Consider the following 14,895-nt stretch of genomic DNA (forward strand, 5'->3'; position numbering starts at 1 on the left):
TTTATAAGCACAGGACAAGCATGCTCGATCCCAATCTGCTGCGTAACGAGCCAGACGCAGTCGCAGAAAAACTGGCACGCCGGGGCTTTACGCTGGATGTTGATACGCTGCGCGCTCATGAAGAGCGTCGTAAAATTTTGCAGGTGGAAACGGAAACCTTACAGGCTGAGCGTAATTCACGATCCAAATCTATCGGCCAGGCGAAGGCGCGTGGGGAAGATATCGAGCCATTGCGTAAGGAAGTTAACGCGCTGGGTGAGCGTCTGGATGCGGCCAAAGCCGAACTGGATACGCTGCAAAATGCCATTCGCGACGTTTCGCTGGCCATCCCGAATATCCCGGCGGACGACGTGCCAATGGGAAAAGACGACAGTGAAAATCTGGAAATCAGCCGCTGGGGCGAGCCGAAAAAATATGATTTCGCCGTCCGCGATCACGTGGAACTGGGTGAAATGGCCGCTGGCCTGGATTTTGCTGTCGCAACCAAACTGACCGGTTCGCGCTTTGTGGTAATGAAAGGGCAGGTTGCGCTGATGCACCGCGCGCTCAGCCAGTTTATGCTCGATCTGCATACCGAACAGCACGGTTATCTGGAAACCTACGTGCCGTACCTGGTGAACCATGCTTCGTTGTACGGCACCGGTCAGCTGCCGAAATTTGGCGAAGATCTCTTCCATACACGTCCGCTGGAAGAAGAAGCATCAAGCAGCGATTACGCGCTGATTCCGACCTCCGAAGTGCCGCTGACCAACCTTGTGCGCGATGAGATCCTGGAAGAGGAGCTTCTGCCGCTGAAGTTTACCGCCCACACGCCCTGCTTCCGCTCTGAGGCGGGTGCCTATGGACGCGATACGCGCGGTCTGATCCGCATGCACCAGTTTGATAAAGTCGAAATGGTGCAAATCACGCGGCCTGAAGAGTCAATGCAGGCGCTTGAAGAGCTGGTAGGGCATGCTGAAAAGGTGTTGCAGCTGCTGAATCTGCCTTACAGGAAAGTGCTGCTGTGTACCGGCGACATGGGTTTTGGCTCCACAAAAACTTATGATCTGGAAGTCTGGCTGCCTGCGCAGGATACCTATCGTGAAATCTCCTCCTGTTCAAACATGGGCGATTTCCAGGCGCGCAGGATGCAGGCTCGCTGCCGTACCAAAACCGAGAAAAAACCGCGTCTTGTTCACACGCTGAACGGTTCCGGCCTGGCGGTGGGGCGTACGCTGGTGGCAGTGTTGGAAAACTATCAGCAGGCCGACGGCCGTATCGCGGTGCCGGAGGTATTGCGGCCCTATATGAAAGGTCTGGCGTTCATCGGCTAGCCATCATGAGCCATAAATCAGACCCGCCACCCGGCGGGTTTTTTTATGGGCGGTTTACATAATCTAAGAAAAATAAATGTTATCGAAAGGAAGCGAGGCGAAACGCCTAAAAGCTTCATTTATCATAAACATAAACCCGCACAATGCCGCTTCGCTTTGCGCTGTAACCCTTTGTAGATAAAAAAATTAAATCGATCGCCAGCAAATTGTGCTGCTTCTGTTTTTCGCCCGTTGACTTTAGGGTTACCGGTGGCATTATGCGCGCAAAATCTTTCCATTTTGGTTATTTACTGATTATGTCCGCCTGGTCCCGTCCTGTCATTCTGCTGCTCTGCGGCATGTTATTAATGACAATTTCTATTGCCGTGCTTAACACGCTGGTGCCGCTCTGGCTGACACATGATGCGCTTCCGACCTGGCAGGTCGGCGCGGTCAGTTCGTCATATTATTCAGGGAACCTGTCTGGCACGCTGCTGGCTGGCTGGACCATAAAACGGCTTGGCTTTAATCGCAGCTATTATCTCGCTTCCTTCGTTTTTGCACTCGCCACGGCAGCGCTGGGGCTGGAAGAGGGCTTTTGGGCATGGACGCTATGGCGTTTTGCTGCCGGAACGGCCTGTGCGCTGATTTGGGTGGTGGTGGAAAGCGCATTACTGTGCAGCGGTACGGTACGCAATCGCGGGCAACTGCTGGCAGCCTACATGATCGTTTATTACCTTGGTACGGTCGCCGGACAGTTGCTGGTCAGCCGCGTCTCAACGGAACTTCTGCATGTGCTTCCCTGGGTTACCGCTGTGGTTATTGCCGCGATCCTTCCGCTGATCTTTACCCGCATCACCGCACAGGGCGATGAGGAAAATGCCGTGCCGGGCCGTATGTGGCCGATGCTGCGCCGCCGGAACGCGCGCCTTGGTATCAATGGCTGCATCATATCCGGCATTCTGCTCGGGTCACTGTACGGACTGATGCCGCTCTACCTTTCGCATCAGGGCATGAGTGACGCCACGGTAGGTTACTGGATGGCGCTGCTGGTCAGTGCTGGCATTGTCGGGCAGTGGCCGGTCGGACGTCTTGCAGACCGCTACGGCCGCCTGTTGGTGCTGCGCGTACAGGTGTTTGTGGTGATTATTGGCGCGATCGCCATGCTGAGCAACGCCGCGATGGCGCCCGCGCTGTTCGTGCTGGGTTGCGCAGGGTTTACGCTCTATCCGCTGGCGATGTCGTGGGCCTGCGAAACGGTGGCGCATCATGAACTGGTGGCGATGAATCAGGCGCTGCTGCTCAGCTACACCGTCGGCAGCCTGGTCGGGCCTGCGATGACCTCCATGCTGATGCAAAACTATTCCGATCGGGTACTTTTTGTGATGATTGCTGCGGTTGCCTTGATCTATCTGGTGATGCTGATGCGTAATGCCGGTAAACACGCGACGCCAATGGCTCACGCCTGATAACGGCAAAGGTAAAAAAGGCGCCCGATGGCGCCTTTTTGCATTTCAGTACATCACTTTGTGGCCATAGCCTTCAAGGATGCCTTTTATTCTGTCCATCGTCTCGGCCTTTGGCGGATGGATACCGTCCAGCTTGTAGTCTTCACCCATTGCGATCCACTTGTGCTTGCCCAGTTCGTGATAGGGCAGCAGCTCAATTTTTTCCACGTTGCCCATATCACGGGTAAACTCGCCCAGGCGATGCGCCGAATCATCATCATCGGAATAACCCGGCACCACCACGAAGCGGATCCAGGTACGGATTTTTTTCTTCGCCAGGTAACGGGCGAAATCGAGGGTGCGATGATTGGATACGCCCACCAGAATCTGATGAATATCATCATTGATCTGCTTGAGATCCAGCATCACCAAATCGGTCACTTCCAGCAGTTCATCGATTACCGGATCGTAGCGACGCACAAAACCATTGGTATCCAGACAGGTATTGATGCCTTCCGCGTGACAGGCGCGAAACCAGTCACGCACAAATTCAGCCTGCAATATTGCTTCGCCGCCTGACGCAGTGACGCCGCCGCCAGAGGCGTTCATAAAGTGGCGATAGGAAACCACGTCCTTCATCAGCTCTTCAACGGTAATCTCTTTGCCGCCGTGCGTGTCCCAGGTGTCACGATTGTGGCAGTAGAGGCAGCGCATCAGGCAGCCCTGAAAAAAGGTGATAAAGCGGATGCCGGGGCCGTCAACGGTCCCGCAGGATTCAAACGAGTGAATACGACCTGTAACTGACATTGCGATGAATTCTCCACGGTAGAGCCTGCCATTCGGCAGGCACGCAGTCTTTGAGCTGCGTTAGTCTGTTTTGCCCGCAACCTGAAAGTCAGACGGCTGGCAAACCACACTATAGAAAAGGCTCCACAAACGTGGAGCCTTTTTTTCTCAGAAGGGTTTACATTGTCTGAGTAAAGGTACGGGTGATCACGTCCTGCTGCTGCTCTTTCGTCAGCGAGTTAAAGCGCACTGCATAACCGGAAACGCGAATGGTTAACTGAGGATACTTCTCAGGATCTTCCATCGCATCCAGCAGCATTTCACGGTTCATTACGTTAACGTTCAGATGCTGACCGCCTTCGATACTGGACTCATGATGGAAGTAGCCATCCATCAGGCCGGCAAGGTTGGTTTTACGTACGTCGTCGTCTTTACCCAGCGCGTTTGGCACGATGGAGAAGGTATAAGAAATACCATCTTTCGCGTAGGCAAACGGCAGTTTTGCAACCGAGGTCAGAGACGCAACGGCGCCTTTCTGATCGCGACCGTGCATTGGGTTAGCGCCAGGACCGAACGGTGCACCTGCGCGACGACCGTCTGGCGTATTACCGGTTTTCTTACCATAAACCACGTTAGAGGTAATGGTCAGCACTGACTGAGTCGGTACCGCGTTGCGGTAGGTTTGCAGCTTCTGAATTTTCTTCATAAAGCGTTCAACCAGATCGCAGGCGATGTCATCAACGCGAGAGTCATTGTTACCAAACTGCGGGTATTCACCTTCGATTTTGAAGTCAACGGCCAGGCCGTCTTCATCGCGAATGGTCGATACTTTTGCATATTTGATGGCAGACAGTGAGTCAGCCGCTACGGACAGACCGGCGATGCCGCAGGCCATGGTGCGATAAACGTCGCGATCGTGCAGCGCCATCAGCGAGGCTTCGTAGCTGTACTTGTCGTGCATGTAGTGGATCACGTTCAGCGCGGTCACGTACTGCTTAGCCAGCCAGTCCATGAAGTGATCCATGCGTGCCATTACTTTTTCGTAATCCAGCACGTCGTCCATCATTGGCGCTTCTTTCGGACCAACCTGCATTTTCAGTTTTTCATCAACGCCGCCGTTAATCGCGTAAAGCATGGTTTTCGCGAGGTTGGCGCGCGCGCCGAAGAACTGCATTTGCTTACCGACGATCATCGGGCTGACGCAGCAGGCGATGGCGTAGTCATCGTTGTTGAAGTCAGGACGCATCAGGTCATCGTTTTCATACTGTACGGATGAGGTATCGATTGAAACCTTGGCCGCGTATTTTTTGAAGTTAAGCGGCAGCTTCTCTGACCACAGAATGGTCATGTTTGGCTCAGGGGATGGACCCATGGTGTACAGCGTATTCAGGAAGCGGAAGCTGTTTTTAGTGACCAGCGTACGGCCGTCAACGCCCATACCTGCCAGTGATTCCGTTGCCCAGATAGGATCGCCGGAGAAGAGTTCATCATACTCAGGCGTACGCAGGAAGCGCACCATACGCAGTTTCATCACCAGGTGGTCGATCAGTTCCTGTGCTTCCTGCTCGTTGATCTTACCTGCTTTGAGGTCACGTTCGATGTAAACGTCAAGGAAGGTTGAAACGCGACCAAAGGACATTGCCGCGCCGTTTTGTGACTTAACCGCAGCCAGATAGCCGAAGTAGGTCCACTGAACGGCTTCCTGAGCCGTGGTTGCCGGGCCGGAGATATCGCAGCCGTATTTGGCAGCCATCTCTTTAATCTGTGAAAGTGCATGATGCTGGTCAGCAATCTCTTCGCGCAGGCGAATAGTGGCTTCCAGATTCACGCCGTTTTCCATATCACTTTGCAGAGAAGTGAACTGGGCGAATTTGTCTTTCATCAGATAATCGATACCGTACAGCGCAACGCGACGGTAGTCACCGATGATGCGGCCACGGCCATAGGCGTCAGGCAGACCGGTCAGCACGCCGGATTTACGGCAGCGCAGGATATCCGGGGTATAAACGTCAAACACGCCCTGGTTGTGGGTTTTACGGTAGTCGGTGAAAACCTGTTTCAGGGCCGGATCCAGTTCACGACCGTAAACTTTACAGGAACCTTCAACCATTTTGATGCCGCCGAAGGGGATCAGCGCACGTTTCAGTGGCGCGTCAGTCTGCAAACCAACGATGGTTTCCAGTTTTTTATTGATGTAGCCCGCATCGTGAGAGGTGATGGTTGAAGCCAGGTCGGTATCAAAATCTACCGGCGCATGGGTACGGTTTTCCAGCTTGATGCCTTCCATCACCTTGTCCCACAGGGCGTTGGTGGCTTCAGTTGCGCCGCTCAGGAAAGATTCGTCACCTTCATACGGCGTGTAGTTTTTCTGAATGAAGTCGCGCACGTTGACGCTTTTCTGCCATTCGCCTTCTGCAAAGCCCGTCCAGGCAACTGCCTGTTTTTCGTTGTGCTCGCTCATTTGATACCTACCTTCTTTAATGGAATTCTTTATCCCGCCAGAGTCAGCGGGCGCCGGACATAAATTTGGAGATCAGTGATGATCGCCGTCGCGTAAATAGATAACCCAGTACGTTAATCCAACCAGCAGGCCGCCGCCGATAATGTTGCCGATGGTCACCGGGATCAGATTGTCGATAATAAAGTTTTTCACCGTGAGATGTGAGAACTGCGCGGCGGTGACGCCTGCTGCCTGCCAGAACTCCGGTGAAGCAAAATCTTTGATGATAATCGCCATTGGGATCATAAACATGTTGGCGATGCTGTGTTCAAACCCGCTGGCGACGAACATGGCAACCGGCAGCACCATAGCCAACATTTTGTCGGTCAGGCTGCGGCCGGAGTAGCTCATCCATACCGCCATGCACACCATCAGGTTCGCCAGGGTGCCAAGGCAGACGGCCTCAATGAAAGTATGGTGCATTTTATGGTCGGCGGTCTGTAATACGTTCAGACCCCAGGCGCCGTTATCGACCATGTGTTGACCCGCAAACCAGATCAGGGCGACGAAGAACATCGCACCGAAAAAATTCCCCACGTAGACGTTAATCCAGTTGCGCATCAGCTGGCCCCAGGAGATATGGCCGCTGGCTTTAGCGACCATGGTCAGTACGGTGGAAGTAAAAAGATCGGCGCCGCAGACCACAACCAGCATCAGGCCCAGTGAGAAGCAGATGCCGCCAATGAGTTTCGTGATACCCCACGGCATCGCTGCGGTACCGGTGGTGGCGGTAATGTAAAAGACAAACGCAATTGAAATAAAAACGCCAGCAGTAATGGCCAGAAAAAAAGTGGTGAAGGGGTGTTTTGTTGCTTTATAGACACCGGCTTCTTCGGCCACTTTAGCCATTTCGGACGGTAAGAGCAGATTAAACGGGTTGCCAGCTTTCACACTAACGTCTCCCTGAATGAGTCAACAGTCAGATACTAACAAAGGAGTATAGAGAAGAATTTGATATGGATCATATTGTATCAGGAGGCTGGTGGGTTTATTGCCAGAGAACACGGTTTTTTATTATTAAGTCTTTGAAAATATTACTATAAATATATTTGAAAATTTAAATAAATAGTTGAGGTTAAATTTTACCACGTGCGGGAAAAGTGAAAAAATAACACGTAATGTTTAATATTTGTAATTATTGGCGCTCGGTTCACTCATAAATAAACGTTAAAATAACGTCTGAGCAAAACAGGCAATATTTGTTGCCTGTTTTGATCGGCGCCCTGCGTAAAAACGCTATTTCCAGTTTTGACGTTTTGCCTGCTGGAGTTTCTCGTAGGCCGCCAGTAAGGACTGATGCGCAGGGAAGGCCGCTAACTGCGCATCCACCGCCTGAAGACCATAGAAGGGGGCTTCGCCGCTCAGCGCCGCCGAAGCAGCGTCTACCGCGTCCTGACCATACATGCGCACGAAAGCCGTATGATACTGAAGCGGATCGCGATCTTCTTCCTGGCTCAGCAGCAGCAGCGTTTGCAGGCAGCGATAGTAGTTTGCGCGCGCCGGTGTGAAGAGGGAACTGTTGAACTCCATGGTCCACTCCGTCCAGATCAGCGCCTGATCCAGATCGCCGCCCGCCAGCGCCAGCATCGCTTTCAGCTCGCCAACGCGTAGCGTATACCAGCCGTTGTCTTTGCCGGTTGCCAGGCCGAGCAGTTCACGCACGCGCGTAAAGTCGTCATGGCCTTCGTCATCAAGACGGTCGATTAGCGCCAGAAAGGCCTCTTTGCTCCAGTTGCTGGCAGGCAAAGAAAGAACGACGTCACGCAGGCCTGCACCCATATTGTTATTGGCCAACAAGAGATCTTCAGCCGGATAGATATCGGACATGCCGGGCACGATGATGCGGCAGGCGTACACATCCAGATGCTGATAATCCGCAATGTAAACCTCTTTACCTTCGGCGTTGAAAATGGCCATCAGCGTAGCAAACTCTTCTGCGGTGGTGCCGTTAAAACGCCAGTCAACAAACGGGTAGTCCGCATCGTCCTTAAACAGATCCCAGGAGATCAGGCCGCTGGAGTCGATAAAGTGCGTTTCAAGATTGGCATGTTCCGCCACTTCCTCATCGTCGAAGGTGGGCGGCGTAAAGACATCGAGGTCTTTCAGCCCGCGGCCCTGAAGCAGTTCTGTTACCGTCCGCTCCAGCGCCACGCCAAAATCCGGGTGCGCGCCAAATGAAGCAAAGCAGGTGCCGTTTTGCGGATTAAACAGCACCACGCAGATCACCGGATACTTGCCGCCCAGCGAGGCGTCGTAAGCGAAAATAGGGAACCCTTCAGCTTCCAGCGTCGCAATCGCTTCCACCACGCCCGGGTAGCGATCCAGCACGGCTTGCGGAATCACGGGCAGGCTGATGGATTCAGCAATAATGCGATTTTTAATATAGCGTTCAAACACCTCTGAAAGTGCCTGCACGCGCGCTTCGGCTGGCGTGTTGCCCGCAGACATGCCGTTTGACACATAGAGGTTGCCAATAATATTCATCGGGATGTAAACCGTCTGATTATCGGACTGGCGGGTGAAGGGCAGCGCGCAGATGCCGCGCGCGGCATTGCCGGACTGTAGATCGATCAGCTCGCTGGCGTTCAGTTCATTTTCAGGATCGTAAAATGCGCGCAGGTGATCATCGAGAATGCCGTCCGGCAGACTTTCATCGTCCGGCAGCGGGAACCATTTCTCATTGGGATAATGCACAAAATCGCCGTTGGCAACCGTGTTGCCCAGCCAGAAGTCGGCAAAAAAGTAGTTGGTCGACAGCCGTTCAAAATATTCGCCCAGCGCAGAGGCCAGCGCGGCTTTCTTGCTGGCGCCTTTACCGTTGGTGAAGCACAGCGGGCAGTCGCGGTCGCGAATATGAACCGACCAGACGTTAGGCACCGGATTCAGCCAGGACGCCTCTTCAATATTGAAACCGAGATCCTGCAATTTTTGCTGAAAGCGCGCGATAGAATCTTCGAGCGCGGCGTCTTTGCCGGGTATATACGTTTGCGTCATAGAGCCCACTTGTGATGAAGAGAGTCGAAAACGCGCAATGATACGGACTTTTTCGCGTCACCGCCATGCGCGGAAAAGGAATTTACCGCACGGGCAAACTGGTCGGCTGACCGGATAAAACATTGCAGCCCCGGGTTGGCAGTGATACAAACAAATGCAGAAAAGTATCGATTGATCTGAAAGTGGTGAGGGGAAATGAGTCAGGTTTTCAATTTTAGCTCCGGCCCGGCAATGCTGCCGGCAGAAGTGTTGCGCCGTGCAGAACAGGAACTGCGTAACTGGCAGGGTTCAGGCACCTCGGTGATGGAAATCAGCCATCGCAGTAAAGAGTTTCTTCAGGTAGCCAACGATGCCGAAAAGGATTTTCGCGATCTGCTGAAAATCCCCCCGAACTATAAAGTCCTCTTTTGCCACGGCGGCGCGCGCGCGCAGTTTGCGGCGGTGCCGATGAACCTGCTCGGCGATCGTACCCGCGCTGACTACGTTGACGGCGGCTACTGGGCGCACAGCGCGATCAATGAAGCGCTGAAATACTGCACGCCAAACGTTATTGATGTCAAAACGACCGTCGACGGGCTGCGCGGCATCACGCCAATGCGCGACTGGGCGCTCTCTGACGACGCGGCCTACGTCCACTATTGTCCAAATGAAACCATTGACGGCATCGCCATTGATGAAGAGCCGGATTTCGGCGATAAAGTCGTAGTGGCCGATCTCTCTTCAACGATTCTTTCACGCCCCATTGATATCAGCCGCTATGGCGTGATTTACGCTGGCGCGCAGAAAAATATTGGCCCGGCCGGTCTGACGCTGGTTGTCGTACGTGAGGACCTGCTCGGTAAAGCCCATAAAGCGTTGCCTTCCATTCTTGATTATCAGGTGCTGAGCGACAACGACTCGATGTTTAACACGCCTCCTACGTTTGCCTGGTATCTCTCCGGTCTGGTGTTTAAATGGCTGAAAGAGCAGGGCGGTGTAGCGGAGCTGGATAAGCGTAATCAGGCCAAGGCCGATCTGCTGTACAGCACCATCGATAACAGCGATTTTTATCGTAATGATGTGGCGAAAGGCAGTCGTTCGCGCATGAACGTGCCGTTCCTGTTGGCAGATGCGTCGCTTGATAACACATTCCTTGAGGAGTCGGCGAAAGCGGGCCTGCACGCATTGAAAGGGCATCGCGTGGTCGGCGGCATGCGAGCGTCCATTTATAATGCGATGCCATTGGAAGGCGTACAGGCGCTGACCGATTTCATGACTGACTTTGCGCGCCGCAACGGCTGACAAGGGCTTTACGATCAAACCCGATGAAACCCTGCCGCTGCGGGGTTTCTCTGTATTTACTTTGGAGAAAACGTTTCACATGCAGGACTCCCTGACTTTACACCCTGTCGCGCGGGTAGACGGCACCATAAATTTACCCGGTTCCAAAAGCGTATCGAATCGCGCACTGCTGCTGGCGGCGCTGGCCACCGGCAAAACCCGCCTGACTAACCTGCTGGATAGCGACGATATTCGTCATATGCTCAATGCGCTTAAGACGCTGGGCGTTGACTACACGCTCTCTGAAAACAGAACGGTATGCGAAGTAACCGGCCAGGGCGGCCCGTTACAGGCGCAGGGTGCGACTGAGCTCTTTCTGGGCAATGCCGGTACGGCGATGCGCCCACTGGCGGCGGCGCTCTGTCTGGGCAGCAATGATATTGTGCTGACCGGCGAGCCGCGCATGAAGGAGCGTCCTATCGGTCATCTGGTTGATGCGCTGCGTCAGGGCGGAGCGGACATCACCTGTCTGGAGCAGGAAAACTATCCGCCGCTGCGTCTTAAGGGTGGTTTTTCGGGCGGTGAACTGAGCGTGGACGGCAGCGTATCGAGCCAGTTTTTAACCGCGCTGTTGATGACCGCGCCGCTGGCGAAAAACGACACGCGCATTGCGATTAAAGGCGATCTGGTTTCAAAGCCCTACATTGATATCACGCTTAAGCTGATGGAAACCTTTGGCGTGAGCGTTGAAAATGATAACTACACTCTCTTTCGCATCGCGGGCAATCAACAATACGTTTCGCCTGGCGACTATCTGGTTGAAGGCGATGCTTCATCGGCGTCTTACTTTCTTGCTGCCGCAGCAATCAAAGGCGGAACGGTGAAGGTTACCGGCATTGGGCGCGACAGCGTGCAGGGCGATATTCGCTTTGCCGATGTGCTGGAAAAAATGGGCGCGACCGTCAGCTGGGGCGACGACTACATTGCCTGTACGCGCGGCGAGCTGAACGCCATTGATATGGATATGAATCATATCCCCGATGCGGCCATGACTATTGCGACCACGGCACTGTTTGCCAAAGGCACAACCGTGCTGCGCAACATTTATAACTGGCGCGTGAAAGAGACCGATCGCCTTGCCGCCATGGCAATTGAACTGCGTAAAGTGGGCGCTGAGGTGGAAGAGGGGCACGACTTCATTAAAGTTACGCCGCCAGCAAAAATCCGACATGCCGATATCGGCACCTGGAACGATCACCGTATGGCGATGTGTTTTTCACTGGTCGCGCTTTCGGACGCGCCGGTCACTATACTTGATCCCGGCTGCACGGCCAAAACCTTCCCTGACTACTTTGCGCGGCTGGCAGAAATTAGTCAGCCAGGATAATTCTGTAAATCCGCTACCGCTAACCACCATGGATAGCGGCTAACCGACGCATACGGCAACAAATATTCTGCTTTTTCGATCGTTTGTCGCCTGAAGCTCTGTCAGCATCCGCGCTTTAACAGTAACGGTCCGGGGCCATGAGGCGTATAATGCGCCGCGATCTTTGTCTGAACAGGTAATATCAGACATCACAGCGACAGGAGAACGACATGACGGCTATGGCCCCGGTGATAACGATTGATGGCCCAAGCGGCGCAGGTAAAGGCACGCTTTGTAAAGCAATGGCGGAGGCGTTGAACTGGCATCTGCTGGATTCGGGCGCAATCTACCGCGTTCTTGCCCTGGCAGCCTTGCACCATCAGGTTGATATCACCTCGGAAGAGGCTATGGTACCGATTGCGGCGCATCTTGATGTACGCTTCATTTCTTCAGAGGGCGAACTGAAAGTAATCCTGGAAGGGGAAGACGTTACCGCTGAAATCCGCACGCAGGAGGTCAGTAATACGGCGTCGAAAGTGGCGGCGTTTCCTCGCGTTCGCGAGGCGTTGCTTCGTCGGCAACGGGCGTTTCGCGATGCCCCCGGCCTGATTGCTGACGGACGCGATATGGGCACGGTTGTTTTCCCCGAAGCGCCGGTAAAGATCTTCCTGGATGCAAGCGCGGAAGAACGCGCGCACCGCCGTATGCTACAGTTGCAGGAGAAGGGCTTTAGTGTTAACTTTGAGCGCCTTTTATCCGAGATAAAAGAGCGTGACGACCGCGATCGTAATCGCACCGTTGCGCCGCTCAGGCCAGCAGAGGATGCGTTGGTGCTGGATTCAACCAGCATGACGATTGAGCAAGTTATTGAGAAATCGCTTAATTTCGCACGAGAAAAGCTCTCTCTGGCATAGCAGCAACCGGGCCTTAGTCGCCCGGCATTTTTTTTAACCCTGTGATAAGGATGTCATGGGGCATGTGAAACAACCCCACCCGTCAGGATGTCAGGTGGACGTTAAATTGAAGAATCCATAAGATTATCAATATGACTGAATCTTTTGCTCAACTATTTGAAGAATCACTGAAAACCATCGAAACCCGTCCGGGTTCCATCGTTCGTGGCGTTGTTGTCTCTATCGACAAAGACGTTGTGCTGGTTGATGCGGGCCTGAAATCTGAATCTGCTATTCCGGCAGAGCAGTTCAAGAACGCAGCCGGCGAACTGGAAATCCAGGTTGGCGATGAAGTTGACGTTGCGCTGGACGCTGTTGAAGACGGCTTCGGTGAAACCCTGCTGTCCCGTGAAAAAGCTAAGCGTCACGAAGCCTGGATCACGCTGGAAAAAGCATACGAAGACGCTGAAACCGTTACCGGTGTTATCAACGGCAAAGTCAAAGGTGGCTTCACGGTTGAGCTGAACGGCATTCGTGCGTTCCTGCCAGGTTCTCTGGTAGACGTGCGTCCAGTGCGCGACACGCTGCACCTCGAAGGCAAAGAGCTTGAATTCAAAGTGATCAAGCTGGATCAGAAACGCAACAACGTGGTGGTATCACGTCGTGCGGTTATCGAATCCGAAAACAGCGCAGAGCGCGATCAGCTGCTGGAAAACCTCCAGGAAGGCATGGAAGTTAAAGGTATTGTTAAAAACCTTACTGACTACGGTGCATTCGTTGATCTGGGCGGCGTTGACGGCCTGCTGCACATTACCGATATGGCCTGGAAACGCGTTAAGCATCCAAGCGAAATCGTGAATGTTGGCGATGAAATTACGGTTAAAGTCCTGAAGTTCGACCGCGAGCGTACCCGCGTGTCACTGGGTCTGAAACAGCTTGGCGAAGATCCATGGGTTGCTATCGCTAAGCGTTACCCTGAAGGCACTCGCCTGACCGGTCGCGTGACTAACCTGACTGATTACGGCTGCTTCGTGGAAATCGAAGAAGGCGTTGAAGGTCTGGTACACGTTTCAGAAATGGACTGGACCAACAAAAACATTCACCCATCTAAAGTTGTTAACGTGGGCGATGTGGTTGAAGTTATGGTTCTGGATATCGACGAAGAACGTCGTCGTATCTCCCTGGGCCTGAAACAGTGCAAATCTAATCCGTGGCAGCAGTTTGCAGAAACCCACAACAAGGGCGACCGCGTTGAAGGTAAAATCAAGTCAATCACTGACTTCGGTATCTTCATCGGCCTGGACGGCGGCATCGACGGCCTGGTTCACCTGTCTGACATCTCCTGGAACGCTACCGGAGAAGAAGCCGTTCGTGAATACAAGAAAGGCGACGAAATCGCAGCCGTGGTTCTGCAAGTTGACGCAGAGCGCGAGCGCATCTCCCTGGGCGTTAAGCAGCTGGCAGAAGATCCGTTCAACAACTACATCTCTCTGAACAAGAAAGGTGCCATTGTTAACGGTAAAGTGACCGCTGTGGACGCAAAAGGTGCTACAGTTGAACTGGCAGACGGCGTTGAGGGTTACCTGCGCGCTTCTGAAGCTTCACTGGATCGCGTTGAAGATGCAACGCTGGTTCTGAACGTCGGTGACGACGTTGAAGCCAAATTTACGGGCGTTGACCGTAAAAACCGCGTAGTGAGCCTGTCTGTTCGTGCTAAAGACCAGGCTGACGAGAAAGAAGCCATCAACACTGTTAACACCAAACAGGAAGACGGTAACTTCTCCAGCGCGATGGCTGAAGCCTTCAAAGCTGCTAAAGGCGAATAATTGCGCTTGCCGCAGGGCGGTGTTGAGCCGCCCTGTAACAGCCGTTGCTGTCAGAGCTTTTCCCTAAGGAATTAACCGGAGGATTTAATGACCAAGTCAGAACTGATTGAAAGACTTGCCGGCCAGCATTCCCATATTCCGGCGAAAGTCGTTGAGGATGCGGTTAAAGAGATGCTTGAGCACATGGCAACCACCCTGGCCCAGGGCGAACGCATCGAAATCCGGGGCTTCGGCAGTTTCTCTTTGCACTATCGCGCACCACGTACCGGACGTAACCCGAAAACGGGAGACAAAGTGGAACTGGAAGGTAAATACGTTCCCCACTTCAAGCCCGGTAAAGAACTGCGCGATCGCGCGAATATTTACGGCTGATGCATAGCGCTACGCGATAAAACGACACTTCGGTGTCGTTTTTTTTTGCCTTAACATTCCTGCCAATCTCGGAGCCTGCTCGCAAAAGTCGCCCTGTCTTTCAGTAATAGCAGAAAAATCTTCCAGCGCGCTGCGCATTCAGGATCTTAAGCAAAGGC

11 protein-coding genes are annotated in these 14,895 nt (G+C 53.4%); 7 read left to right on the forward strand and 4 right to left on the reverse strand.

All coding sequences use genetic code 11. The annotated features are described in order from the left end of the window. Positions 1-20: 20 nt before the first annotated feature. Both serS and FA91_RS06600 read left to right on the forward strand, forming a co-directional pair. On the forward strand, positions 21-1,313 hold the full coding sequence (serS, locus tag FA91_RS06595) for a serine--tRNA ligase (RefSeq protein ID WP_034913788.1): 1,293 nt from the start codon (positions 21-23) through the stop codon (positions 1,311-1,313). Between the two features lie 296 nt (positions 1,314-1,609). Next, on the forward strand, positions 1,610-2,761 hold the full coding sequence (locus FA91_RS06600; RefSeq protein WP_034919038.1) for an MFS transporter: 1,152 nt from the start codon (positions 1,610-1,612) through the stop codon (positions 2,759-2,761). 45 nt (positions 2,762-2,806) lie between these two features. Here the strand turns inward: FA91_RS06600 and pflA are convergent, their stop codons facing one another. From pflA to ycaO, 4 genes are all read right to left on the reverse strand, one after another. Further along, positions 2,807-3,547: a pyruvate formate lyase 1-activating protein gene (gene pflA, locus FA91_RS06605; protein WP_034913790.1), complete on the reverse strand. Its 741-nt coding sequence runs from the start codon at positions 3,545-3,547 to the stop codon at positions 2,807-2,809. Between the two features lie 157 nt (positions 3,548-3,704). Then, positions 3,705-5,987: a formate C-acetyltransferase gene (gene pflB / locus FA91_RS06610; protein WP_034913792.1), complete on the reverse strand. Its 2,283-nt coding sequence runs from the start codon at positions 5,985-5,987 to the stop codon at positions 3,705-3,707. 72 nt (positions 5,988-6,059) lie between these two features. Then, complete coding sequence (gene focA, locus FA91_RS06615) at positions 6,060-6,917, reverse strand: formate transporter FocA (protein ID WP_034913795.1); 858 nt, start codon at positions 6,915-6,917, stop codon at positions 6,060-6,062. A 345-nt stretch (positions 6,918-7,262) separates the two neighbouring features. Next, the gene (ycaO, locus tag FA91_RS06620) at positions 7,263-9,020 is read right to left on the reverse strand and encodes a 30S ribosomal protein S12 methylthiotransferase accessory factor YcaO (protein WP_034913797.1); all 1,758 of its coding nucleotides are present in this window, start codon (positions 9,018-9,020) and stop codon (positions 7,263-7,265) included. Between the two features lie 195 nt (positions 9,021-9,215). On the opposite strand from ycaO, the gene serC reads away from it, so the two are divergent. From serC to ihfB, 5 genes are all read left to right on the forward strand, one after another. Next, the gene (gene serC, locus FA91_RS06625) at positions 9,216-10,301 is read left to right on the forward strand and encodes a 3-phosphoserine/phosphohydroxythreonine transaminase (protein WP_034913798.1); all 1,086 of its coding nucleotides are present in this window, start codon (positions 9,216-9,218) and stop codon (positions 10,299-10,301) included. Positions 10,302-10,380: 79 nt separating this feature from the next. Next, positions 10,381-11,667 carry a 3-phosphoshikimate 1-carboxyvinyltransferase gene (gene aroA, locus FA91_RS06630; protein ID WP_034919041.1) on the forward strand — a complete coding sequence of 429 codons (1,287 nt, stop codon included), beginning with the start codon at positions 10,381-10,383 and terminating at the stop codon, positions 11,665-11,667. 209 nt (positions 11,668-11,876) lie between these two features. Next, the gene (cmk, locus tag FA91_RS06635; protein ID WP_034913800.1) at positions 11,877-12,560 is read left to right on the forward strand and encodes a (d)CMP kinase; all 684 of its coding nucleotides are present in this window, start codon (positions 11,877-11,879) and stop codon (positions 12,558-12,560) included. A gap of 131 nt (positions 12,561-12,691) precedes the next feature. Then, complete coding sequence (rpsA, locus tag FA91_RS06640) at positions 12,692-14,365, forward strand: 30S ribosomal protein S1 (protein ID WP_034913802.1); 1,674 nt, start codon at positions 12,692-12,694, stop codon at positions 14,363-14,365. A gap of 87 nt (positions 14,366-14,452) precedes the next feature. Next, entirely contained in the window at positions 14,453-14,737 is a 285-nt protein-coding gene (gene ihfB / locus FA91_RS06645; protein WP_013201528.1) for an integration host factor subunit beta, read from the forward strand. The last annotated feature ends 158 nt before the right edge of the window (positions 14,738-14,895 follow it).

The organism is Erwinia sp. 9145 (genome assembly GCF_000745075.1).
GTDB lineage: Bacteria > Pseudomonadota > Gammaproteobacteria > Enterobacterales > Enterobacteriaceae > Erwinia > Erwinia oleae.

Bases quoted from the DNA above. Each gene is read 5' to 3' on its own strand.
- serS (WP_034913788.1), top strand. From the start codon at position 21: ATGCTCGATCCCAATCTGCTGCGTAACGAGCCAGACGCAGTCGCAGAA.
- FA91_RS06600 (WP_034919038.1), top strand. From the start codon at position 1,610: ATGTCCGCCTGGTCCCGTCCTGTCATTCTGCTGCTCTGCGGCATGTTA.
- pflA (WP_034913790.1), bottom strand. From the start codon at position 3,547: ATGTCAGTTACAGGTCGTATTCACTCGTTTGAATCCTGCGGGACCGTT.
- pflB (WP_034913792.1), bottom strand. From the start codon at position 5,987: ATGAGCGAGCACAACGAAAAACAGGCAGTTGCCTGGACGGGCTTTGCA.
- ycaO (WP_034913797.1), bottom strand. From the start codon at position 9,020: ATGACGCAAACGTATATACCCGGCAAAGACGCCGCGCTCGAAGATTCT.
- serC (WP_034913798.1), top strand. From the start codon at position 9,216: ATGAGTCAGGTTTTCAATTTTAGCTCCGGCCCGGCAATGCTGCCGGCA.
- aroA (WP_034919041.1), top strand. From the start codon at position 10,381: ATGCAGGACTCCCTGACTTTACACCCTGTCGCGCGGGTAGACGGCACC.
- cmk (WP_034913800.1), top strand. From the start codon at position 11,877: ATGACGGCTATGGCCCCGGTGATAACGATTGATGGCCCAAGCGGCGCA.
- rpsA (WP_034913802.1), top strand. From the start codon at position 12,692: ATGACTGAATCTTTTGCTCAACTATTTGAAGAATCACTGAAAACCATC.
- ihfB (WP_013201528.1), top strand. From the start codon at position 14,453: ATGACCAAGTCAGAACTGATTGAAAGACTTGCCGGCCAGCATTCCCAT.